Source organism: Halalkalibacter flavus, from assembly GCF_036663575.1.
GTDB lineage: Bacteria > Bacillota > Bacilli > Bacillales > Bacillaceae_D > Halalkalibacter > Halalkalibacter flavus.
Genome location: NZ_JAWRVK010000029.1, coordinates 1 through 23754, shown reverse-complemented (window position 1 = coordinate 23754; position 23754 = coordinate 1). Strand labels below are relative to the sequence as shown.

At 38.3% G+C, this 23754-nt stretch carries 21 protein-coding genes and 3 pseudogenes; 2 read left to right on the top strand and 22 right to left on the bottom strand.

Going from position 1 to position 23754, the window contains the following annotated elements; all coding sequences use genetic code 11:
* Window positions 1–250: 250 nt before the first annotated feature.
* The 18 genes and pseudogenes from SAY88_RS17230 to groES all read right to left on the bottom strand — a co-directional run bounded on the left by SAY88_RS17230 (window position 251) and on the right by groES (window position 18280).
* Window positions 251–1540, bottom strand: coding sequence for an ABC transporter substrate-binding protein (locus SAY88_RS17230; protein WP_332633369.1), 1290 nt, complete (start codon window positions 1538–1540; stop codon window positions 251–253).
* 18 nt (window positions 1541–1558) lie between these two features.
* On the bottom strand, window positions 1559–2761 hold the full coding sequence (locus SAY88_RS17225) for a response regulator (protein ID WP_332633367.1): 1203 nt from the start codon (window positions 2759–2761) through the stop codon (window positions 1559–1561).
* Window positions 2739–4547 carry a cache domain-containing sensor histidine kinase gene (locus SAY88_RS17220; RefSeq protein WP_332633365.1) on the bottom strand — a complete coding sequence of 603 codons (1809 nt, stop codon included), beginning with the start codon at window positions 4545–4547 and terminating at the stop codon, window positions 2739–2741. The genes SAY88_RS17225 and SAY88_RS17220 overlap by 23 nt, the downstream gene beginning before the upstream one ends.
* A 1016-nt stretch (window positions 4548–5563) precedes the next feature.
* Entirely contained in the window at window positions 5564–6409 is an 846-nt protein-coding gene (nikE, locus tag SAY88_RS17215) for a nickel import ATP-binding protein NikE (protein WP_332633363.1), read from the bottom strand.
* A 35-nt stretch (window positions 6410–6444) separates the two neighbouring features.
* The gene (gene nikD, locus SAY88_RS17210; protein WP_332633361.1) at window positions 6445–7266 is read right to left on the bottom strand and encodes a nickel import ATP-binding protein NikD; all 822 of its coding nucleotides are present in this window, start codon (window positions 7264–7266) and stop codon (window positions 6445–6447) included.
* 15 nt (window positions 7267–7281) lie between these two features.
* Window positions 7282–8115, bottom strand: coding sequence for a nickel ABC transporter permease subunit NikC (nikC, locus tag SAY88_RS17205; RefSeq protein ID WP_332633359.1), 834 nt, complete (start codon window positions 8113–8115; stop codon window positions 7282–7284).
* The gene (gene nikB, locus SAY88_RS17200) at window positions 8112–9056 is read right to left on the bottom strand and encodes a nickel ABC transporter permease subunit NikB (RefSeq protein WP_332633357.1); all 945 of its coding nucleotides are present in this window, start codon (window positions 9054–9056) and stop codon (window positions 8112–8114) included. The genes nikC and nikB overlap by 4 nt, the downstream gene beginning before the upstream one ends.
* A gap of 18 nt (window positions 9057–9074) precedes the next feature.
* On the bottom strand, window positions 9075–10709 hold the full coding sequence (gene nikA, locus SAY88_RS17195) for a nickel ABC transporter substrate-binding protein (protein ID WP_332633355.1): 1635 nt from the start codon (window positions 10707–10709) through the stop codon (window positions 9075–9077).
* Between the two features lie 467 nt (window positions 10710–11176).
* Window positions 11177–11383, bottom strand: a pseudogene (locus tag SAY88_RS17190) (GTP-binding protein); the annotation flags it as partial.
* A gap of 15 nt (window positions 11384–11398) precedes the next feature.
* Window positions 11399–11515, bottom strand: a pseudogene (locus SAY88_RS17185) (Fe-S cluster assembly sulfur transfer protein SufU); the annotation flags it as partial.
* Window positions 11505–11945 carry a methyltransferase domain-containing protein gene (locus SAY88_RS17180; protein ID WP_332633406.1) on the bottom strand — a complete coding sequence of 147 codons (441 nt, stop codon included), beginning with the start codon at window positions 11943–11945 and terminating at the stop codon, window positions 11505–11507. The gene SAY88_RS17180 and the pseudogene SAY88_RS17185, both read right to left, overlap by 11 nt.
* Window positions 11946–11977: 32 nt before the next feature.
* Window positions 11978–12793 carry a heme ABC transporter ATP-binding protein gene (locus SAY88_RS17175; protein ID WP_332633353.1) on the bottom strand — a complete coding sequence of 272 codons (816 nt, stop codon included), beginning with the start codon at window positions 12791–12793 and terminating at the stop codon, window positions 11978–11980.
* Window positions 12790–13635 (bottom strand): annotated as a pseudogene (locus SAY88_RS17170) (FecCD family ABC transporter permease). Before SAY88_RS17170 ends, SAY88_RS17175 begins: the two are co-directional and overlap by 4 nt.
* A gap of 88 nt (window positions 13636–13723) precedes the next feature.
* Window positions 13724–14467 (bottom strand): class I SAM-dependent methyltransferase, encoded by a 744-nt coding sequence (locus SAY88_RS17165; protein WP_332633351.1) that lies wholly within the window; start codon window positions 14465–14467, stop codon window positions 13724–13726.
* A 101-nt stretch (window positions 14468–14568) separates the two neighbouring features.
* The gene (locus SAY88_RS17160; protein WP_332633350.1) at window positions 14569–15564 is read right to left on the bottom strand and encodes a CobW family GTP-binding protein; all 996 of its coding nucleotides are present in this window, start codon (window positions 15562–15564) and stop codon (window positions 14569–14571) included.
* A 10-nt stretch (window positions 15565–15574) separates the two neighbouring features.
* The gene (locus tag SAY88_RS17155) at window positions 15575–15967 is read right to left on the bottom strand and encodes a (2Fe-2S) ferredoxin domain-containing protein (RefSeq protein WP_332633349.1); all 393 of its coding nucleotides are present in this window, start codon (window positions 15965–15967) and stop codon (window positions 15575–15577) included.
* A 332-nt stretch (window positions 15968–16299) separates the two neighbouring features.
* Entirely contained in the window at window positions 16300–17940 is a 1641-nt protein-coding gene (gene groL / locus SAY88_RS17150; protein WP_250097725.1) for a chaperonin GroEL, read from the bottom strand.
* Window positions 17941–17995: 55 nt separating this feature from the next.
* Window positions 17996–18280 (bottom strand): co-chaperone GroES, encoded by a 285-nt coding sequence (gene groES, locus SAY88_RS17145; RefSeq protein ID WP_250097724.1) that lies wholly within the window; start codon window positions 18278–18280, stop codon window positions 17996–17998.
* 401 nt (window positions 18281–18681) lie between these two features.
* Here groES and SAY88_RS17140 point away from each other — a divergent pair, with 401 nt between their 5' ends.
* Both SAY88_RS17140 and SAY88_RS17135 read left to right on the top strand, forming a co-directional pair.
* Window positions 18682–19407: a CPBP family intramembrane glutamic endopeptidase gene (locus SAY88_RS17140; protein ID WP_332633346.1), complete on the top strand. Its 726-nt coding sequence runs from the start codon at window positions 18682–18684 to the stop codon at window positions 19405–19407.
* Complete coding sequence (locus SAY88_RS17135) at window positions 19404–19622, top strand: YdiK family protein (RefSeq protein WP_034632355.1); 219 nt, start codon at window positions 19404–19406, stop codon at window positions 19620–19622. The genes SAY88_RS17140 and SAY88_RS17135 overlap by 4 nt, the downstream gene beginning before the upstream one ends.
* Before the next feature lie 375 nt (window positions 19623–19997).
* Here SAY88_RS17135 and SAY88_RS17130 read toward each other — a convergent pair whose 3' ends face one another.
* The 4 genes from SAY88_RS17130 to SAY88_RS17115 form a co-directional block, all read right to left on the bottom strand.
* The gene (locus tag SAY88_RS17130; protein ID WP_332633343.1) at window positions 19998–21407 is read right to left on the bottom strand and encodes an MDR family MFS transporter; all 1410 of its coding nucleotides are present in this window, start codon (window positions 21405–21407) and stop codon (window positions 19998–20000) included.
* Window positions 21408–21582: 175 nt separating this feature from the next.
* Window positions 21583–22113, bottom strand: coding sequence for a DoxX family protein (locus tag SAY88_RS17125; RefSeq protein WP_332633341.1), 531 nt, complete (start codon window positions 22111–22113; stop codon window positions 21583–21585).
* Window positions 22114–22358: 245 nt separating this feature from the next.
* Window positions 22359–23117 carry a twin-arginine translocase subunit TatC gene (gene tatC, locus SAY88_RS17120; RefSeq protein WP_250097717.1) on the bottom strand — a complete coding sequence of 253 codons (759 nt, stop codon included), beginning with the start codon at window positions 23115–23117 and terminating at the stop codon, window positions 22359–22361.
* A gap of 17 nt (window positions 23118–23134) precedes the next feature.
* Window positions 23135–23317, bottom strand: a complete 183-nt coding sequence (locus SAY88_RS17115) for a twin-arginine translocase TatA/TatE family subunit (RefSeq protein WP_250097716.1) — start codon at window positions 23315–23317, stop codon at window positions 23135–23137.
* Window positions 23318–23754 lie beyond the last annotated feature (437 nt).

Genomic DNA, 23754 nt, shown 5'->3' with positions numbered 1-23754 from the left:
AAAAGCATTGGATCTAAACCAATACTTTTTGAAATCCTTATTCAACTCAATATTCCCAGTAAAGTTATGCACAACCTGAGATCTACTTGCTGTTTGACGGATCCTCTGCCACTAGATCCTTGAAAACAAAAAAAGATGGGTTCTCATCTCCCCCATCTTGCTTTTCATTCTACCGATCTATTAAAAAAACATGTTTGTATCATTACTATAAAATAAATTCTCTCACGGATCCCTTTTTCAAGACGATCCATCATTGCCTCGCAGCCTTCTCCCACGACTTCTGAAGCTCTTGCAGCAATTGATCATGGTTCAGCTGTTTATTGATATAGGCTTGCATGGCAAGCCCGAACTCATGGTCGAACTCATCCCTTGCTCCTCCAGGGTATTTAAACCAGTTGAAGGACAACGTCTTCCCATCCTTGGCGTAACGAATAATATCGTCTGCAAGCGGACCTAAATCATTTGTCTTAATATGTTTAAACGCCGGAATAAATTTGAATTGTTCCGTCATAAATTGTTTTCCTTGTTCAGAAGAAACCATCCAGTTTAAAAATTTCTTTGCTTCTTTCTTCTTCTCCGGTGTCGATTGATTATTCACAACCCAGTAATTGGGGACACCGACCGCTAAGGCATCGTTTTTAGGGTCGTCATTAATCGCAATTGGCAGAAATCCGATGTTCATATTTGGCGTTTGTTGATCGATCATCGGTTGAATCCAGTTACCTTGCTGAATCATTGCTGCTTCCCCATTGGTAAACAGGTTTACTTCCATGTTGTAATCCGTAATCAACGGATTCTCGTTTCCGTATTTAATCGTTACATCCAACAATCCGACCAGGTCTTTAAATGTTTGATTGTGTTCAATGTCTTGCGTTCCGTCATTCAGGCCTTTAATAAAAGCATCCGGATCTTCCTGTTGCGCAAAGGCAATATTTAAAAGATGACCCAATTTCCACTTTTCATAATATCCGATTGCAAAAGGCGTGATGCCCCTCGCTTCCAATTTTTCTGCTACCGCTATTAATTCCGTATGAGTTTTTGGTAACGTCTCAATACCTGCCTTTTTAAATAAATCTTTATTATAAATGAATCCGTACCCTTCAATGCTTATAGGCATACCGTATAGTTTTTCATCGATTTTCATAGATGCCAGAGCATCTTCAAACGCATTCTCTACCCAGGGTTGATCAGAAAGATCCTCCAAATATTCACTCCACATTTTTGCCTCTTCATATCCACCGTTCGTAAAGATATCAGGTCCTTTTCCGGCAGCTAACTGTGCGATTAGATCACTACGGTCATCGACCCCTCCGCCTACGGTACGAACGATAATATCCACACCCTTGTTTTCCTTTTCATAAGCCAGAATCATCTCTTCAAATTTTGTGGAAATTTCGACTTTCCGATTCCACACTTCCAACGTAATCTTCTGATCTTCACTTAGCGTTTCCGATTTCACTGTTTCATTGTCAGCTTCACATGCGAAAAGTGATAGGATGAGGTTACCAGTCCAAAACAATTGCAAAATCTTTTTATTCATTGTTTCCCCCTCAATAACTTAACTATTTATGATCCCCTTGTTTTTAATTTTTCTGCTTTGCCATTTCTCCCCATGATTCCGGTACTCAATCGGCGTCATACCAACCATTTTTTTGAATAGCTTCGAAAAGAAGTTTCCGTCCTGATATCCAAGCTTGATTGAAATCGAGTACACCTTCTCATCCGTTTGGATTAACCACTGTTTCGCTTGTTCAATTCTAAGTTGGGTGACGTATTCAGACAAGGTCACTCCTTTTTCTTGTTTGAATTTTCTTGAGATATGCTCGCGACTCAGGAAAAACCGGTTGGCCAGTTTTTCTAGACTCACCTCTTCTGTATAATACTTGTCTACATATGCGACAATGTCATGGATCCGCATAGCATCATCCACATTGGTCAATCGGTGTATGGATCTAAAATTTTGATCGGTCATTTCTCTTTGCGCAGCTTGAAAAGACGCAGGGAGATCTTCCAATGCTTTCAATGGAATTTCACTAACAAAACGAATAGGGATATCAAAGTGATGACTAATCCATTCTTCTACCGCTAACCATCGTCCCTGAACAGTCATAACGACACAGAGATGATGGTCGTTCAGAAGAGCAAATGCATTCCCCCAGTTCCGATCACAAAGCTCATTAGCCAACAACTGAATATACGAATCGGCATCGTGCATCTGGTAAAAGGAAAGTAAAGCAAGATCGTATCCATCAGCTTGCGGAAGACAAGCGGCAATTTGTCCAGCGTCAAAAGGCTCGCCGTTACAAGCTGCCGTCACCACCCGGTTCATACGTAAACTTTTAACATCTTCATAGAGACCCGACTCTTTGTTATGGCGTTCCTCCTCTTCGCTTTTCCAAGCATTCACAGCACCGAACAATGCTTGATTGAGCGCTTCTGGTTCAATCGGCTTCAACAAATAATCGAAGCTGCTGTATTGAATCGCTTTACGCATGAATGAATAGTCGTCACACACCGTAACCATAATCACTTTACCCGGATAAGAGATCGCATCTAGCCACTCGATTAATTCTATCCCGCTCATTTCGGGCATTTTCACGTCTGTAAAAATGATTTCCGGCGATTCCCGTTCAATCAATCTTTTTGCCTCTTTGCCATTGTTTGCTTCCAACACAGTCGTAATCCCGTATGTTTCCCACTGTCCCAAAGAACGAATGACGTCCCGTACATTGAATTCATCATCCACCAACAGAGCTTTCATATATCTCATCCTCCTTTGTACGTAATGGAATCTTAAGTCTTACTGAAAACCCTTGTCCTTCCTTCGTATCTAGTTCCATCCCTGCTCCCGGTCCATAATTTAAAACCAATCGCTCATGAATATTTTTCAGACCGATATGCTCGTGTGAATCGGTTCCTTCATCACCTGAAGTATAGATTGATTCCCTTAACGCCCTTAACTCTGTATCCGTTAGACTCGGTCCATCATTTTCTACAACCAGATATAAATATTCTTCTCGTATTTCTCCATCAATGTGCAAATGCGCATCATAAACACCCTCTTCATAACAGTGTTTAAAGAAATTTTCGACAAGCGGTTGCAGAATCATACTTGGAACTCTAATATCACGAAGAGTCTCGTGGATATCAATCGAGTAGCTTAAACTCGTTCGAAAACGTTCCATTTGAAGTTCCAAATAAGCTTTTATATAATCCACTTCACTTTGAACCGACACCCATTGATCTGCACGAATTGAATATCGCATCATTCTAGAGAGGGACGTCACATACTTGTACACATCCGGAGAATTGGACCTTAGAGCAACCGCACCAATAGACTGTAGTGAATTATATAAGAAATGCGGATTCACCTGAGACTTTAGAACCTTAAATTGGTTTTTCCTATTCTCGATCTCCAGTTTATATTCACGTTCAATATGAAGATTAATCCGGTCCATCATCCCCTTTATGTGCTTTTCCAGATGGCCGATTTCATCTTCTCGTTCATCATCAAACGACACGTCCTTGTCCATATTCTCGCCCTCGATTCTCCGCACTTTCCGGCTAAGGAGTTTGATTGGACGAGTAATTTTATGAGAGATAATGACAACCATTAATAAGCCCAAAAACACCACTCCCACACCGACAATGATATTTGTCTGGGCAGTTTGCCTCACCTCATTGAATAGAAAATCGCTTGGGGTTATCTTAACTAATTTCCATTGTTCTAACGGCCACGACAACGTTCTGGACAAAAGAATATCGCCATTATCAGAATAGATTTCCTCCTTATTGATCTGAGACTGTAAATCGGCAGTTATAGGTTTACCGATCAAGTCTTGATCACTTGCATAGACGATAAAACCATCGGAATCAATTAAAAATGCCGATTCATCTCCGCCCTGAATGAGACGGTCGCTTATGCGGATATATTCATCCATATCGATATCAATCGTGAGGATGCCAAGAAGTTCGTTTGATAGGACATCTATAATTTTATGATGAATCGTCAAAACCATCGTTTTATCCGACTGGGGAATGATCGCGGCATCGGTATAATTCTCAATCTGATGCGGCGGCTCAATCACGAAATTCTGTTCAGAGTTAATAAGATCCTGAAAAGAGACTTGCTTCATTAAATCCGGTTGATGCTTACGGGCACTGATCATCGCATTATAAACAGAAAATGAGTTTTTTTCGTCCGCAATATAATACCGAATTTGACGAATTTCTCTTCGCATCAAATAAAAAGTTTTCAGGGCTTTTTCAATAACCAATGGGTTAGAATAAGTTGAATTTCCAACCTCATTTTCTGACATTCGAAATAAATCGGGATTTCGATACAAAATATACGGAAGGTGGATCATGTCATGAAAGTATTGTTCCAGATGATCAGACACTTCTTGCATTTGATCTTGACTGCTTACAAGCTCATGCCGCTCAACATTCTTCTTCGTATACCCATAAATCAAAAGCACAGATAAAAAATACGGGAAGATGATAAAAATAATAAGCATAATCAATAGGCGACTTTGAATGCTTTTCACAAAAATAAAGCTCCTTTCACTTAAAAGCGATTGCCTTAATTTGCAACCGCTGCTTACTAACGCTACTAGCCAATCAGAAGTTTTTATTAGATAATTACTTGAAACAGGGAAACAATTAAATGTTGTTCGTCGCTTCGAATTAAATCGAAACATAGTTAGTCGTTGGGTTCGACTATACAAGACGGCAAGGATGGAATCACCTAATCAACCAATCTAGAACTCTTAGAAGCTAAAAACGATCTCAAGAGAATGATCAATGAAAAATAAGGCGTAATCGTGTAAGTCATGTTTACTCTGCACCTTCCACTGACTATTCTGTTAATTACGAAAGGCTGATCATTTAATACAAATTTTGAACGTATGACATAACACCTATTATGGTATTTCATTCACTCAAAGTTAGGAGCGACAGGTTTAGGACTGACATTATTTTTAAAATAAACTTCTTTAGAGAATACCATAAACAGAACAGTCGTTGTATTTACTTTCTGCAGATAGAATCATATGTACGACTAACCAATTCTTGGTACACCACACTTTAATCACAGGATTTTTCCAAAAGCAGGATTATCGCACTTCTAAAGTAGCGTGACCAAAACAATACACATGTCATTCGACATGTTCATAACTCTCTATACAACAACAACTGTAGTAGAGAGAAATGGAATTTAATAAAAAAACACGGATTCGGTTTTGAAGTACAAAATTACAATTAGAAGATGAAATCATATGCAACCTCAATTTATGATTAAGTTTATAAATATGAAAAGTACGAAGTTGAAGGTTTGAAGGAGACTTCTACCTGAAGGAGGTATTCGGAGGAACTTAAACTGAAGGCAGTAAAGAATCTAGTCTGTGTATAACAACATAGACTAGATTTCATGTCAAAAAGGGCTTGCAAAATTTTATCTGTGCCATCTTTAACGACCGATTACCTTTTTTCATTTAATTGCGTTAGCAAACTATTATTTATTTGTTTACACCTATATAAATATAAGCTACTAACTCATACATCTTTATATGTTTTGACACGACTCCTTATTAGTTACCCCTGAACGTGGACGAAAGTGACGAAAACGCGGATGTTCTACAAGAATGGAGTTCCTCATTTGTTTAACTACAGGATTTTCCGAGGAAAAAAAATGATCTTTCGAATGATAAAACTCGATTAATTCTCCTTTTTCCAGTACACCGAGACTATCAGAGATTGAAAAGGCAGCTTTAATATCATGGGTAATAAACAGATAAGATAAGCCGAAGTCATCTTTTAATTCTCTTAATAAGTCTAAAATTAAGCGTTGTGTAACCATATCTAAACTACTAACCGATTCGTCTAGGACGATTAACTTTGGTTTAAGAGAAATGGCTCTAGCAATATTAATCCTTTGCAACTGCCCACCGCTAAATTGATGTGGGTACTTTTTTAAATCCTTTTCACTTAATCCTACTCGTTCTAACAGCGAAATAACCTTTCTTCTTTTTTCACTTATGGATAGTTTTTCATAATTCTCTAATGGTTCGCTTATGATTCGCTCAGCTGTCATACGGGGATTCACAGATGAATATGAGTCCTGAAAAACAACTTGCAGATCGCGACGTAGTTTTCGTTGAGTATGTTTATCTGAATTATAAATATCGTATCCTTGAAACAAGACCTGACCTTGTTGTGGACGTTGTATGCCAAGAATCACTTTTCCTAAGGTACTTTTACCAGCCCCACTTGTCCCCAGTAACCCTAAACAGGTTCCTTCTTCAATCGAGAAGGAAATATTAGAAAGCACTTTATTTAATGGTTCCTTCCATTTAAAAAGTTTCTTAGAATCGTAGCTGTGATTGACTTCTTTTACCTGTAATAAGCTCATTGGTTTCACCTCTTTGCAAAATGCAATTCTATCGATCACAACATATGAGTGATAGGCTGTTGTTCAACTTGCAGGGTAGGTCTTGTGTTTAACAACTTCTTTGTGTACTCATGTTGTGGATGATCAAATAATTGAAATACATTTGCTTTTTCTACAATCCTACCATGTTTCATCACGATTACATCATCCGCCATTTCTGCAATTACTCCAAGGTCATGGGAAATGAGTAAAATAGAAGTTCCATATTCAGAACGAATTTTATCTAATAGACGAAGGACTAATAATTGATTATGTAGGTCCAGTGCCGTTGTAGGTTCATCAGCAATAATAATAGATGGATGTAAGCAAGTGGCCATAGCAATCATTACGCGCTGAAGCATACCTCCACTCAATTGAAAAGGATAGTTTCTTAATAATTTTGCGGGATCGGGCAAGTTTACATTTTGCATCACTTCGATAGCAAGTTTCTTAGCTTGCTTCTTATTTAATGAAGTATGGGATCTAATAGTTTCAATAAATTGGTGCCCGATTGTAAAAACAGGAGTAAAAGCATTCATCGGATTTTGCATAATAAAGGCGATGTCCTTCCCACGAATCGCCCGCATTTCTTTGTTTTTTAACCCATTTAATTCCTGTCCATTTAGCGTAATGCTACCCTCGATTTTCATGTTTTTCCTATCAAGCAGCTGTAAGATAGACATACTTGTGACTGTTTTACCACTGCCACTTTCCCCAACTAGACCGAGTACCTTTCCTTTTTCAATTCCAAAATTAATGTCTTGAACAAGTGTGGAAAGACCATCTTTTGTTTTTACTTGTACATGTAAGTCTCTGACATTTAAAATATTTTGATCCATTATTTTATCAGTCCTTTATGATCGACGTTTAATCCCAAAACGTTCTGATAGTGATTCGCCTAATAAATTAAAGGTAACGACAACTAGCATAATCATTAACCCTGGATAAAGCATTAATGATGGATTTGTCCTGATATAAGATTTCCCTTCGTGAATCATCGCTCCCCACTCTGGTGTAGGGGGTTGCACACCTAAACCCAAAAAGGACATGGAAGATAAATGCATGATCGCCCAACCCATTTCTAATGTTCCCATTACCGCTAGTGGTGGAAGGATATTAGGAATGATATGACTCATCATGATCCTCCATTGTGAAGAACCACTTATTTTAGCTGCGGTTATATAGTTCTGTTCTTTCAGGCTTAGTACCACTCCACGGATTATCCTTGCATAATAGACCCATTGTACGAAAATTAATGCTAATACAACTTGTTTAAGCCCTGCTCCCCATATACCAACTAATCCAAGAACAAGCAAAAGACTTGGGAATGCCATCACACCATCAGCGAATCTCATTAACACCTGATCGACCCAACCACCTTTAAAACCAGCAATAAGACCAATGATCAAACCGATACTTAAAGCGGAAATAAAAATTAATGTAGCAAACCCCAGTGACACCCTTGCTCCATATAGGATACGTGATAATGTACATCTTCCTAAATGATCTGTTCCTAATGGGTAATTCAAAGAAGGCGGGTAAAGTTTATGTAATAAATTCACAGCAGTAGGGTCATTAGGTGCAAGCCAAGGAGCAAAAATCGTGATAAAAAATAGCATGAACAATAGTAGCGAACTAAGAACAATCACTTTTTGACTTTTTACTAGAATACGAGTCTTTGCAATCATTGGAGCTTCCTTCCCTTTCTAGAAATACGTGGGTCAATATACATTTGGATAAGATCAACAATTAAGTTGCTGATCAGGAATAAACCTGCTGCTAATAGAACATAGCATTGAATGACTGGAACATCACGGTTAAAAATAGCCTCAATAAAATACCTACCAAATCCCGGCCAAGAAAAGACTGCCTCTACAATAATAGCTCCAGTCATCAGGTTACCTAAATTCATTCCTAGTCCGGTAATCATAGGAGATATAGCAATTCTAAATACATGTTTTCCCATTATAATTCTTTCATGAATCCCTCTTGTTCGGGCAAAAAGCACATATGGCTCTTGTACATTTTCAAGTACGCTTGCACGTAATAGTCGAGTATATAAAGCGATTAAAGGTAAAGCCAATGTTAACGACGGTAAAACTAGATGTTTCCATGTTCCTGTACCTTCTACTGGGAAAAGATCAAATTTTACAGAAAAGAAAAAAATTAATAAATATCCAAGCCAAAAGGAAGGTATAGATGCCCCGAAAAAAGAGAGAAATCGACTAAAATGGTCGATTCCACTGTTTTTCTTTAGACCTGCTAAAAAACCAATTGGGACACTGACTATGATCGCTATTATGATGCTCCCTACTGTTAACTGGATTGTTGCTGGTATTCGAGAAGATACCTCTTCCCATACAGGTTTATTCGTTACATAAGATACACCAAAATCAAATTGGGATATCTGAATAACGGAGTTTACATATTGTACAAGAAGAGGTTGATCTAAGCCAAACTCCTGTCTTTTTTGGGCCAATACCTCATCTGTTGGTTGGATATGCGCAGCAGTTAAGTATGCCTCAGCTGGATCCACTGGTGATAGGTGTATCATTCCAAATGTTAGCAAAGTAGCTAAAAGAAAAATTGGTATGATTGTCATAATTCGTTTTACGATATATGTGACCATAAGAAAATCTCCTGTCGCTTACTCCTCGATACTAATCCCTGTAAATGGATGTTCATCCCGATTAGCCGGGAACTTAAAACTAGAAACATCCTTTTGATGGATTGCTATTTGTTTAATATAAGAAATAGGAACAATTGCACCCTGCTCTTGTAATGCACCTAAAATAGATGTGTATAGTTCTTGACGCTCATTTTCGTCAGTTGTTTGTTGGACAGCAGCAATTTGGCTTAACAACTCATCTTTGTTAGGATAAGATGAAATAGCTTCTCTAAATCCAAATCCTTCTGTAGCTACGACGTTTACGAAAGCATGTGGATCATAAGGAGCGCCATAGTTACTAAAGAAGTTCATATCAAACTCATTAGCTTTGAATCTTTCGACTTGAGTCGTAAGTTCAACACCGACAATATTTAGTTTCACACCTAATGCCACCCACTCAGATTGTAATATTTCAGCCATTGTTTTTTGAATGGATTCAGCTGAGTTATACATTAACTCGATTTCAAGTGGTTTCCCGTCTTTTTCACGAATATCTTTTCCTTCTGGTAACTTCCAACCTGCTTCATCTAATAATTGTTTCGCTTTATCAACATCATAATTAACCGTATTTACATCAACATTCGAAGTGTAAGGGAAATTTGTTGGTAAGATATAGTCAGCCTTCTCTTCTACCCCAGATGTCACACCTTCAACCATTGCTTCTTTATTAAATCCATAATGTAAGGCTTGACGTACTTGGATATCTGAAAGCTGTTCAATATTTGTATTCATAACTAGCTGTCTAGTAGCCACAGGCTCAGAAATACTAGTATCATAGGAACCAGTCGATTCTAATTGTATAAAAGAATCTAAACTGATAACACCTTCCCCATATACAAGGTCTAAATCCCCTTTTTCAAAAGCGAGTACGCGTGTTTCAGCGTCAGGAATAACTTTGACTTTAATTTGCTCTACACTTGGGAGGTCACCCCAATAATGATCATTACGTTTAAAAGTTGCATATTCATCTACTTTATATTCATCCAATACCCATGGGCCTGTGCCTACTGGTTTTTCTATTCCTTTAGAAGTGTCACCATCTTGAGGAAAACCAGCTTCCCCTAAGAAACGAACTGGACGAACAACAGCTAACTCCTGAATAGTAGGATAATATGGTTCATTTAATGTTATTTTAAACGTATATTCATCAACGATCTCTGTTTGATCGACTTTCGGAATAAAGCCTAACCAATTATGTAAATCTACATTGTTTAATACAGCATCAAAATTCTTTTTCACAGTCTCAGCATTGAAACTTGAGCCATCAGAAAACTTCACATCTTGACGTAAGTTGAATGTATATTCTTTTCCATCATCTGAAACTTCCCAAGATTCAGCTAAATGTGGTTTTAGTTCGCCTCCATCTTGATAGCTAACTAAAGGTTCAAATACCATAGATTGAGCAAACATTTGAGATGGATTGTAGAGATGTGGGTTTAAATCACCTATATCCCTAGGCCAAGCAAAAGTAATCATGTTGCTACTTACACTAGAAGAATCTGAAGACTCATTTCCTGATTCAGTTGCACCTGAACAACCAAGTAAAGTCATAGATAATATAATAATCATTGCAGACATAAATAAAAATTGTTTTTTATGTATTCGATTTAACATAAAACTTCCCCTTCTCATTGAAATTGATAACCATTATCAAATAATAAGATTCAACCGGCTACTTGTCAATAAAATTTTTAAATTTCAGAAAGGAATTAGTCTTTAAATGTTTAGAATATCTGATTCTACGAGATAATTTTAAAAAATCTCTTACCTTACAGAGTTGAGTTCCTACTATAGATTTATAACCTACTAAATTTAATTAAGTGCTCTCAGTTTTTCGTGTAAATTATACAAAAAGCAAATTGTATCTTCACGTAACACAGAAACAAAAAAGAGGCTTCTCAAAAGTTTAATCAACTAATGAGAAGCCTCTTTTATACCCTGATGTTAGCATTTTGTGAGCACAACACTTCAAAATCCTTATATACCAAGGGTTTCAGGGAGCATAAATTACATCATGCGCCCCTAAGGTGAGAGTGTGTAATATCTTTAATATCGTGTGCAAGAAGTGCGGTAAATCAATAACAGCAAATGCATCCATTTAACATTTCCTTTAAAGGAATATTTGTAGGGACAACTGAGGAAGCGATACTCACTTTGCCTAGCTCATTCATTAACACAGCTACCTTACGCCCCTTCTTCTTTTCATAGGATAGAAGTCGAGTTAATAATGGGCTTTTTCCACTCCCTAGAAATCCACTTAGTATGACAACCTCAACTTTTTCCTTCATGCATACATCTCACAGTTACCCTTTGATCCCTTTATACCCTTGTGCATCAACTAATACCTTATCTAAAGCCTGCCAGGCCATTAATGCACAGTTATGTCTTGCTCTTAACTTATGAACACCTTCAAGTGACATCCTTCTTATTTAGTGAAAAATAAAGAATATCCTCATGAATTAGTTCAATATCGTGATTGAATCTGTTAAACCTCCTTTCAGCAACCGCAAGCATGTCTTCACTCCAATCAACACCAGTGACACTTGCCCCATCCTTCAATAGTTTTACAGCCAATCTCCCTGTTCCAATTCCTAAATCTAATACAGATGCCTGATCATGATACGCTGCAAGCCATTGACGGTAGAAGTTTATCCCGCGTTTTCCAACAAAATAATCATAATACTCGGCCTCTAATGATCGATATTTAGGATTAGGCTGTCTTTGATGACGTTCTCCCTGTAATCCACACCTTGAACACAATGTTCTTGCTAATTGATAAAAAGGAGTATTCTCAGGAATGCCGTTCTTTGGATCCCCATGCCATTCATTGTAACGAAACCCACAAACCATACATTGATAATTTCCCATAGGCCTTCCTTTCCTTAGCTCTGCAGCCATCTTTTTAGCTGAAGATCAAAAATCGCTTGTTTCATCCCTGGTGAGACATACATGACTTGTACTTTTTGAGTTAATGGGTGTGTCCATATGGTTGCTTCTACTTGGAAGACTTCCTCTAATAGTTGCTTTGTTAGAATTTCTTTTGGTGACCCGTTTGCTACCAATCTACCGTCCTGCATAACAAGGATCCGATCACAATAAGAGGCTGCTAGATTTAAGTCATGTAGGGCAGTAAGGACCGTCATGTTAGAACGTTTCAATACATCAAGAATATGAAGCTGATGGTGGATATCTAGATGATTCGTAGGTTCATCTAGAATAAAGAAGCTTGACTCTTGGGCAATCGCTCTAGCAATAATGACACGCTGCTTCTCTCCGCCAGACAATGTAGCAAAACTGCGTTGTTCATAACCTTCTAGCCCAACCTGTTTAAGCGCTTCTTGAGCAATGTCATGATCAACCTTTGTTTCTTGGTCAAGTAACCGTTTATGCGGATTTCTTCCCATGAGGACTATATCCAGTATGGAAAAATCAAAAGGAACTGTACTTTCTTGTCCAACGACAGCTACTTTTTTAGCAAATTCTTTATGATGATAAGAAGTAATTGCTTCATCATCTAACATAACTGCACCTTCAGCAGGTTTGAGCACTCTATATAACGTCTTTAAGAGTGTCGATTTCCCACTTCCGTTTGGACCAATTACCCCAACAAATTCCCCTTCGTTTACATTGAAACTGACATCTTGAACAATGGCTTGGTGATTTAATTCAGTAACTAACTCATTAACCATTAATTTCATTTTTCTCCACCTCCACCAAATGAGTACGAGCTTTTCCTTAATAGCCAAATAAAGAAGGTCCCTCCACATAACGCCGTAATAATTCCGATTGGTAGTTTTTGCGGCGCTACTATTGTTCTTGCGATTAAATCCGCCCAAATCAGAAAAACCGCCCCCACTAATGCACTAAATGGAAGCACATATCGATGGTTAGATCCGATCACTAATCGAACCATGTGAGGCACCATTAATCCTATAAATCCAATAGCACCACTAACAGAAACCAATACACCGGTTAATAGAGCTGTTAAAGCAATTATCCATTCCTTTAACCTTTGACTATCTACACCTAAGGTTGCTGCTGCATCCTCTCTCATTAGCATTAGGTTAAGAGGTCTTGCAAGAAGCCTCAGTATAATCAAAGCAAGTATTAGACTAATTAATGGTATAGGTAGCTGTGACCACTTTGCACCTGCCACACTCCCCATCATCTAAAACATTGCATCTCTAATTCCTTCTTCACGTGGAGCGGAAATAACAATATAACTAGTAACAGCTGAAAGCATCATAGATACAGCAATACCAGCCAGCAAAAGTCGAACAGTGGAAATGCGTCCTTGTACCTGCGATAGAATAAACACAAGTAACACAGAAACCAACGCACCAACAACAGCTGCTAATATCACTCGTGGAAATCGAAGCTCCCAAATAATTTGTTGCTCGGCACGTGACCAGTCCGCTATGATATAAGGTTCCATGAACGAAATCTTTGATAAGGTTACCTTCCACACAGTAAATGGGGAAATCGTAACGGCACCTACCATCACTGAGATGGTCATTGATATTGTTAGGATAATGAGCATCCACCATGTTAAGAAAACAGGGGATCTCAGATGAAGACTTGAAGATAAGTTCATCTTTCGCTTAGTAACTTCTAACGTTCCCATTTATTTACCTTTCACCGCTCCTTCTCTTCTGACAAACATAAATCAACCTAGGAGATGCATTTCTCTCGTACCTGCTACCATCATAATCACCAAACGTTTGGATAATCGTAAACCCTACCTCTTCTAACATTGCATCTAATTTCTCGCGTTCATATAACTTCACACGTTCTTCATACTCTCTTAAAGCACCTTGATCTACTACCTTGATCTTCTTTACGATCGTATTGTTTAGAATCATCCGATACTGAAGAATAGAAAGATCATCAATGACATCCTTTGAAAAAGGTACAAGGTAATTTTCTAAGAAAGATGGATTCAAATAATCAAAGACAAAATATCCATTTGTTTTCAGTGCATGATAAGCATTCGCTAACACTTTTATATTCTGTTCATCCTCTTTAAAGTATCCGAAGCTTGTGAAAAGATTAACAACTACATCAAAATCTTCTTTATAATATAGTTCTCTCATATCTAAGCGCACATAATGAATGTCTTTTGCGTACTCTTTCCTTTGGGCATCATTTAATAATGTAGGCGACAAATCAACCCCCGTTACATGAAAGCCTTGTTTAGCAAACCACCTACTATGCCTCCCATTCCCACAACATAGATCTAGTAATAACTGACCATTCGTCGTTGGCACAAACTTCATTAATTGATTTAACTCCTTATGAGCTAAATCATCATTACGATGTTTATAGATTCTTAAATAGTCTTCATTAAAATGTTCTTCATACCACTTCTCCATTTGCCCCTCCGTAAATAGTAATAATTACGATTTTAAAAATATACTTCCCCTAGTTTCTAGTTTCACCTAACCAAGAAGTAAGCTACTTGACGTAGCTACTCTCAGCTCACAACACATTCGTTAAATTGTTTTTCTAGTTCAACCTTATCTAGATTTCTTCCAATGAAAACAAGTTCTGTTTTCCTTTTTTCTCCCTCTTGCCACTTCTTATCAGATTTACCTGTGAACAACATATGTAGTCCTTGAAACACAATCCTTTCTTGCATCCCTTCGATATTCAATATCCCTTTATAACGAAGTAAATCCTCTCCTTTTTCTTGAACCAAGTAGCTCATCCAACGATCTACTTTGCTCATATCAAGGGGTCTCTCTTCTGTAAATGCAACCGAGGAAACACGATCATCATGATGATGGTGATGATGATCATCTAGAAAATGCGGGTTGACATTCAGCTTATGATTAACATTGAATGTATGAATGTTTAAGATGTCTTGCAGATTGATCTGGCAATTCTCGGCATAGAGTCTTTTAGCTGTTGGATTCATTTGGCTGACCCTTGCTTCCAGTTGCTTGATTTCATCCGGATTGATTAAATCTTGCTTATTAAAAACAATCACATCGGCAAAGGCAATTTGTTCCTGAGCTTCGTCTTTTCTATCTAAGTGTTTTGTAATGTGTTTACTATCTACAACGGTGACGATACTATCTACCTCAAACACTTCGCTTAGAATCTCATCAACGAAAAATGTCTGTGCAACAGGAGCTGGATCAGCTAAACCAGTCGTTTCAATAATTACCTGATCAAAATGCACATGTCCTTGTTCCATTGAAAAGTGTAAAGTACGAAGAATTTTAATTAAATCACCACGCACTGTACAACAAATGCATCCATTGTTCATCTCTACTATTTCTTCCTCAGAATCCACAACAAGCTGATTATCAATCCCAATCTCACCAAATTCATTCACAATGACAGCTATCTTTTTATTATGTTTTTCAGTCAAAATACGATTAAGTAAGGTTGTCTTCCCAGCTCCAAGATAACCTGTTAATATGGTTACCGGAATCCTTGATTGCTTAGTAAAAACCATTTTCATCACTACTCTCTTAATTTTGTTTAGACACTCTCTTTACCTTTTCCGTGTCTTTAGAGATCGCTTTTGAGATTCCCTCTTCACGTGCAAACCTATCACCCGTGTATATATGACTTACTTTCCCTGTTAGATCTCGATCTAACACAAGTGAATTAACGAAGGTGCTCGCATCCTCTGGCACCAATCCTTTGTACCATTCCCCAGAAGGATACACGACTGCGACACACCGATCATCACACCGCCCATTGCAGCGAGTCCTTGTTGTATGTATAAGTTCATCTAAGTTTCTTTTGGAAATCTCATGACGAATCGCTTGTGTTACATCTTCAGCTCCCCACTTGTTACAACTACTCCCATTACAAAACAGCACATGATGCTTCGTTTGACTAAGATCCCAAGCTGGCACTATATACCACTTCACAAAACGTAATCATTACGATATACAAAACATTCTTACCCTATTCTTTTAAGAATTATTCATCGAATACAGATAATAGTAATCATTACGATTATAGACTTGAAAAATAAAAGCTGTCAATTATAGGTGTAACATTAGAAAAAAGATTGGTACATTCAGATATTCAGAGCAAAAAAATGTATATCGTCATATGACATAAGAAAAAAGACTTCTCATAAGTTCCAAAGAACTAAGGAGAAGTCTGAAATTTATTCACTATGTTAGCATTTTGTTAGCATATTATATAGAAATGCTTATGCAACAAGGGTTCGAGGGGCAGATTACATCATGCCGCCCATGCCACCCATGCCACCCATGCCGCCCATGTCAGGCATGCCGCCGCCAGCGTTTTCTTCTGGCTTATCAGCGATAACTGCTTCAGTTGTTAGGAACATAGCAGATACAGATGCAGCGTGTTGTAGAGCTGAACGTGTAACTTTAGTTGGGTCAACGATTCCAGCTTCAACCATGTTTACCCACTCGCCAGTTGCAGCGTTGAAACCTTGGCCAACTTCTTCGCCTTTAAGGCGCTCAACGATAACAGATCCTTCAAGACCTGCATTGTGCGCGATTTGACGAACTGGCTCTTCAAGAGCACGTAGAACGATGTTCACACCTGTAGCTTCGTCGCCGTCAGCTTGAACTGCTTGAACAGCTTTGATGACATTTACAAGTGCTGTACCACCACCAGCTACGATACCTTCTTCAACTGCAGCACGAGTTGAGTTTAATGCATCTTCAATGCGTAGTTTACGCTCTTTTAATTCTGTTTCTGTTGCAGCACCAACTTTAAGAACGGCTACTCCACCAGCTAGCTTAGCAAGGCGCTCTTGTAGCTTTTCTTTGTCAAATTCAGATGTAGTTTCTTCAAGTTGAGCTTTGATTTGGCTTACGCGACCAGCGATTGCAGCTGCGTCTCCAGCACCTTCAACGATCGTTGTATTTTCTTTTGTTACAACAACTTTTCCAGCGCGGCCAAGTTGAGTGATGTTCGCAGACTTAAGGTCAAGACCTAGATCTTCTGTGATCACTTCACCACCAGTTAATGTTGCAATGTCTTCAAGCATTGCTTTACGACGGTCACCAAATCCTGGAGCTTTTACAGCTACAGCGTTGAATGTACCACGTAATTTGTTCACAACAAGTGTAGCAAGAGCTTCACCTTCAACATCTTCAGCGATGATAAGGATTGGCTTACCTTGTTGTACTACTTGCTCAAGAACAGGAAGAACTTCTTGAATGTTAGCGATCTTCTTGTCAGTGATAAGTACATAAGGGTTATCAAGAACTGCTTCCATCTTATCAGAGTCAGTTACCATGTAAGGAGAAGCGTATCCGCGATCGAATTGCATACCTTCTACTACTTCTAACTCAGTAGAGAAACCTTTAGACTCTTCGATTGTGATAACACCGTCGTTACCAACACGGTCCATTGCTTCAGCGATGATTTCACCTACTTCATTATCAGCAGAAGAGATCGCTGCAACTTGTGCAATTGAAGCTTTTCCTTCGATTGGCTTTGAAATGTTTTTAAGTTCAGTAACTGCAGCAGCAGTTGCTTTTTCAATACCTTTACGGATGACCATCGGGTTCGCACCAGATGTTACGTTTTTAAGACCTTCACGGATCATAGCTTGAGCAAGAACTGTTGCAGTTGTTGTACCGTCCCCTGCAATATCGTTTGTTTTGCTAGCTACTTCAGCTACAAGCTTTGCACCCATGTTTTCGAATGCATCTTCAAGCTCGATTTCTTTCGCGATTGTTACACCATCATTTGTAATTAATGGAGAACCGAATTTCTTCTCAAGAACCACGTTACGTCCTTTTGGTCCAAGTGTTACTTTCACAGCGTTCGCAAGTGCATCAACACCACGTAGCATTGAACGACGAGCGTCTTCACTAAACTTAATATCTTTAGCCATGTTTGTACCCTCCTAGAATTTTTCTATTTTATGTAGAGACTAAGCTCTTTTTTTATTAGCCAATGATTGCAAGAATATCGCTCTCACGTAAGATTAAATATTCTTTGCCTTCGAATTTCACTTCAGTACCTGCATATTTTGAAAAGATGATAGAATCTCCCGTACTTACTTCAAGAGCAACGCGCTCACCGTTGTCAGTCACACGACCAGTACCAACAGCTACCACTTTTCCTTCTTGAGGCTTTTCCTTCGCAGAATCGGGTAACACAATCCCGCTTGCAGTTTTTTCCTCTGATTCAACTAGTTCAATTACAACACGATCACCTAATGGCTTTAACAAGGAAAACACCCTCCTTCAAGATCTACAAATTAAATTTTTATTATTAGCACTCATCACCTTCGAGTGCTAACACAATTATTATAATAAGCATAACTGGGTATATTTGCAAGCATTTTGCAAAAAAAAATTTAAAAATTTGCTGTGCGCTTTCAGGTCCTTTAATATATGTATTTTGTTTAAGAATCAAGACAAGCACATAATCAATTATGTACTTACATACCGTAATAAAAGACTGCTTTCATGTAGGATTTAAAACAAACCTTCATTATCTTTTCCTAATTCAGTATTCTTATTCACATTATATTCGATAATACTTGGGGCTTTCCTTCAGCTTTTCTGTAAAGCTTATGTTAAAATATGAAGATGCGTTTTGAGACTTTTTAACAAAGGGGAATTACACATTGAATAAAAGATATTGGTGGATTCTAATTACATACACATTAATGCAATTTTCAGCTGTACCTGGCGTCTTACTTCTCAGGGAACTCGACATTCCTTTAGAGCGTATACCTGGTATTTGGAGTATGTTCAGTTTTACGACTGGCTTACTTATTATTATCTTATTGCTTTTGCCTGAGATCCGTAATCGTCATGAAGTAAGAGGGCGCTCTTCAAGAGGAGAAGCCATACGTTGGTCCATTATTGGTGTTTTCTTTGTTTTTGCTGCTCAGTATGCAGCAGCATTAATTGAAATGTTCCTTCTTGGGATTGAACCTGGGTCTGAAAACACAGAGACCATTGTAGAATTCGCAAAAGCTTTCCCTGCTTTTATTATTGTTATATCAGTCATTGGCCCTATCTTAGAGGAAATTGTCTTCCGTTTAGTTATATTTGGAGCTCTTTACAAACGATTTAATTTCTGGATTTCAGGGATCCTTAGTTCATTAATTTTCGCCGCTGTTCATATGGATTTCACTCATTTACTCGTATACACAGCTATGGGACTAGTTTTTGCTTACCTATATGTAAAAACAAAACGTATACTTGTTCCGATTATCGCTCATGTTGCAATTAACCTTTTTGTTTCAATTGTTAATGTTTTGTTAGCAGACCAAATTGAAGATTGGATGGAGCAACTCGAACAACTTGAACAACAAACATCACTCATCATTGGAGGATTACTATGAGAGCATCACCGATTACAATGGCGCTCCTCTATTTTTCAATAGGTGTGTTACTAGTATTTTTTGCTATTCAAAATGTGAACACCGCCGGTTGGAATTTTTGGAGCTATTTAATTGTTTCTTTTGCTGCAATTGATTTTATGATTGCCTATCGCTTTTATCGTTTACGAAAAGTGATTAAACAGCTCCAGAAGACAAATAAGAAAAAGAAAGACTAAAGGGGATATTCCCAAAGCACTGAGCGGAGTCGCTGCCATGTTTTAAGCCTTCTATGAGTGGGTTTCTCATAGAAGGCGCGCAGCGAACGGAGCCAGTGCCTCCTTTGTTACTGGCTTTTCGACAACCCCCTAGGCATTTCTTCCTTCGTACTCCCCCTCAAAGAAACACGTGTCTCACAAAAGATAATATTAGGATACTCGTCACTATGACAAAACACACTTTCACCTTGCGTTTGCCGTCCACTACTTACCACCTTCTATAATTTTCATTCCTACTTGTTTTATATGCAGCTTATGCATTTTCATTCGTGCTCTAGTGTCCTTTTCAATAAAAAAAGAGCACTATGCTTTTTGCATAATACTCCTCGAAAACTTTTACCTTGAAGCCAATTTTTCCTCTTGCCTTGCTGCTTTTTCAAGGAAGAATGCTACTGGAATTGAAATTGTTGTGAGAATGGCAATAGCAATAAACCCTTCATTAATTGCATGAAGACTCGCTTCTTCTAACGATCCGAGCGTAATCGCTAATTGACCTCTTCTCACTTCATAGTAAATCGAAACAAATACAATTCCTAAGGCGGAACTCATTTGTCTAATAACATTATTCACTGCAGACCCTCTGGAGATGAGATGACTAGGAATGGCATTCATTCCTGTCGTCGTTGACGGCATACCGCTTAATCCCATTCCGATCCCTCTAATAGCCATCCAAAAGAAAATCACCACTAAAGACGTTTCAAGGCTCATAAACCCGAGCGGAAACGTACCAATAGCAACAACAATAAGGCCTGTAGATACGACTCCAGTTGGCCCTTTCCGGTCAAGAATCCGTCCACCTACACTCATAAATACTCCCGTTAACAAGGCTGATGGCAAAAAGATAAGACCTGTCATAATTGGACCAAAACCATACACTTGTTGAATTAACAATGGAATTAAAAATATTCCCGCAAACAAACCGATAGATGAAACACTCGCTATGATCATGCTATACATATAGGCTGGCACACGAAACAATGCTAAATCTAATAGAGGTTGCTCCTCTTTCTTTTCAATTTGGACAAATACATATAATAGTACAATCCCCACCGCCACTAACGTAAGGTTCATTGGCTCTGTTAAGTGAGCAAGTTCAGACATTCTTCCTAATGCATACAAAATTGCACCGACACCACAAGTAATGGTGATAAACCCGTATTTATCAAATGTAATTTGCTTATTAGCAGTTGTAGTTGGTAAATAACGATACGCAAACCAGATACCAATAAGCCCAAAGGGAACATTAACAAGAAATAAGTAAGTCCAATCTAATGTCTCAAGTAAAAAACCACCAAATGTCGGTCCAATGGTAGGTGCCATCATGGCAGATATGCCCCATACTCCTGTTGCTAAACCACGTTCTTTTCGAGGAAAAGCTTCGAAGATAAGTGCCATAGAAAGGGGCATCATAATTCCACCACCTATGCCTTGAAGCCCTCGGAACATAATTAACGAACTCAGATTCCATGAAAATGAACCAAGTAAGGAACCTAAAACAAAAATGGCTAACCCAAGAATATATAGTTTCTTTTTCCCAAACCGATCACCGAGATATCCTGTAACTGGCACGGTCATCCCCATTGTTACCATAAATATCGTTATAACCCATCCAGTTGCAACCGCATCTGCATTAAACACAGTCATTAGTTGTGGTACAGCTGGATTTAACATGCTATTATTTAAAATCATTGTAAAAGATCCGAGCAGCACAGCTACAACGACCATCCACTTTCCTGACACTTTCATTGTTAGTCACACCATTTCGTTTTTCGAAATACCATAGCTGTATCATAACATAAGTGTTAAAGCAGGAACACTATTTAGATCGACCTATTGCCTTGGCCTTCTAATTAATTTCACCCTAGAAAACAGCAATAAGAGGCAAACCCCTTCTTTCTTTAGAGTCTACCTCTTTTTACAATTAGATGGCTTCTTTTAAATTCGCTCCACCAAAGCCTTTTTCATTGTTTCTATTTTTGAATACGACACTTTTCAAGTATGGCAATACCCACCTATCTCCACCGTAACGACCTGCGTTTGCTCCTGCTGCTAAAATGAACATTGAGATTAATATCATCCACGGGTTAGAAGAAATCGTTCCGGCAAATAAGAATGACATGTTCATCACTACTCCGAAGAAAGCTGCTGCTGATGTGAATACTCCTAATATAAGTCCTAGTCCTACTAATACTTCTCCCCACGCTACCATAAAGCTAAACAGATCGGCGTTTGGAATTGCTATACCCTCTAAAAATGATACGTAGTTTGGATACATTAACGCTTCCCCGCTTATCACTGGGTTAGCAACAGATCCTTGTAAATAGCCTCCTGCGTGAAAATCTCCAGTTACCTTCCCCCATCCTGCTGTTAACCAAGACCATCCTAAATATACTCGTAAGAACAACCATACTCCCGCGACATATTTGTTTTCTCTGAAAAATTGACCGATCATTGTAAGTCCTCCTTTTATTTGCTTTTGTTTGTTCAGAACTTCACATACTTTAGTGAAGAAACTCACTTTTATTGTAGAATCGGCTGTGATAGCTCTTTTTTCTTGTGATTGTTTTCACAACCTTTTCTATATTCATAGTATAGGACAGGACAACCTTTTTGGCTATCCTATTTTAAGACATGTCAAACTATGTTCAACATCTCACAAAACAGTATAAAAAAGAGTGACTTTCATCACAGCGGAAGTCACTCTTTTATGCTTTCTTCTTGTTCTCGTTCTCGTTCCAACCTTTGAACTTTTCGATAGGTTAGATAAGACACCCAAATACTAAATTCATACAGAAGCAATAACGGCAATGTCACCATCAAATGAGACAAAATTTCTGGTGGCGTTATAAAACCAGCTATTACAAGCAAAACAAAATAAGCAAACTTCCTTACCTGAGCAAGTAAACTCGGTGTTAACATCCCTAATCGAGTAAAAAACATTACAATAACAGGAAGTTGAAATAATAATCCAAATGGCAAAGTTACTTGAAAGAGAAACGAAAAGTATTCATTAATCCCATACTGCTCAGTAATTCCAAGTCGTTCTGACAAACTCCCCATAAATTGAACGATAAAGGGGAAAAGAACAAAGTACGAAAACGAAAGACCAGCTATAAATAATATGAAAGCAAACGGAATATAGGCCAATGTAGCCTTTTGTTCTTTCTCATGTAAGCCAGGACTAACAAACGCCCAAAGCTGATACAAGATGACCGGAAATGTGATAATGAGCGCACTTGCAAAAGCAAATGTCATAAAAATCCGAATCGGATCCGTCATCTTAAAAGCATTCATTGGCAAGTCTTGAGCAGTAGGTGTGCTTTGCAAATATGTTATTAACGGTGTAGCTAAAAAGAAGCCGGCAATTAGTGCCACGATGAAGAAGACTAAAGTTATAATAATTCTTCGTCTAAGCTCCACAATGTGGTCCATTACCGACATGTCTCTTTGTTCCATTTATAGACCCTTCCTACTTAGGCTTTATCGTTATCTTTTTTCTTGTTCTCATCTTCATCTGCTAAGCCTTTTGTTGCGTTTTTAAATTCACGTAATGTATTCCCAGCAGCTTTTCCTAACTCTGGTAACTTCTTTGGACCAAAAATTAGTAACGCAACGATTGCAATCAATGCAATGCTGCCTGCTCCTAATCCACCCATAGGTAGCACCTCCTTGTCCTATTTTTCATTATAGAGTGTGTTCAAATAGAAGGCAATGGCTTCGATTCTGTATAAAAAGGGAAAACCACCCTTTTTCTCAGCCTTTTCATAGATGGCAATGGCTTCTCTCACTACTCGTCCGTGTGAGAAAACCACTCACACGTACTTTAAAACATGTAGCGGTTTCGCTCATCGCTTCGATTCTGTATAAAAAGGGAAAACCACCCTTTTTCTTAGCTCTTTCATAGATGGCGATGGCTTCTCTCGCTACTCGTCCGTGTGAGAAAACCACTCACTCGGACTTTAAAACATGTAGCGGTTCCGCTCATCGCTTCGATTTTGTATAAAAAGGGAAAACCACCCTTTTTCTCAGCCCTTTCATAGATGGCGATGGCTTCTCTCGCTACTCGTCCGTGTGAGAAAACCACTCACTCGGA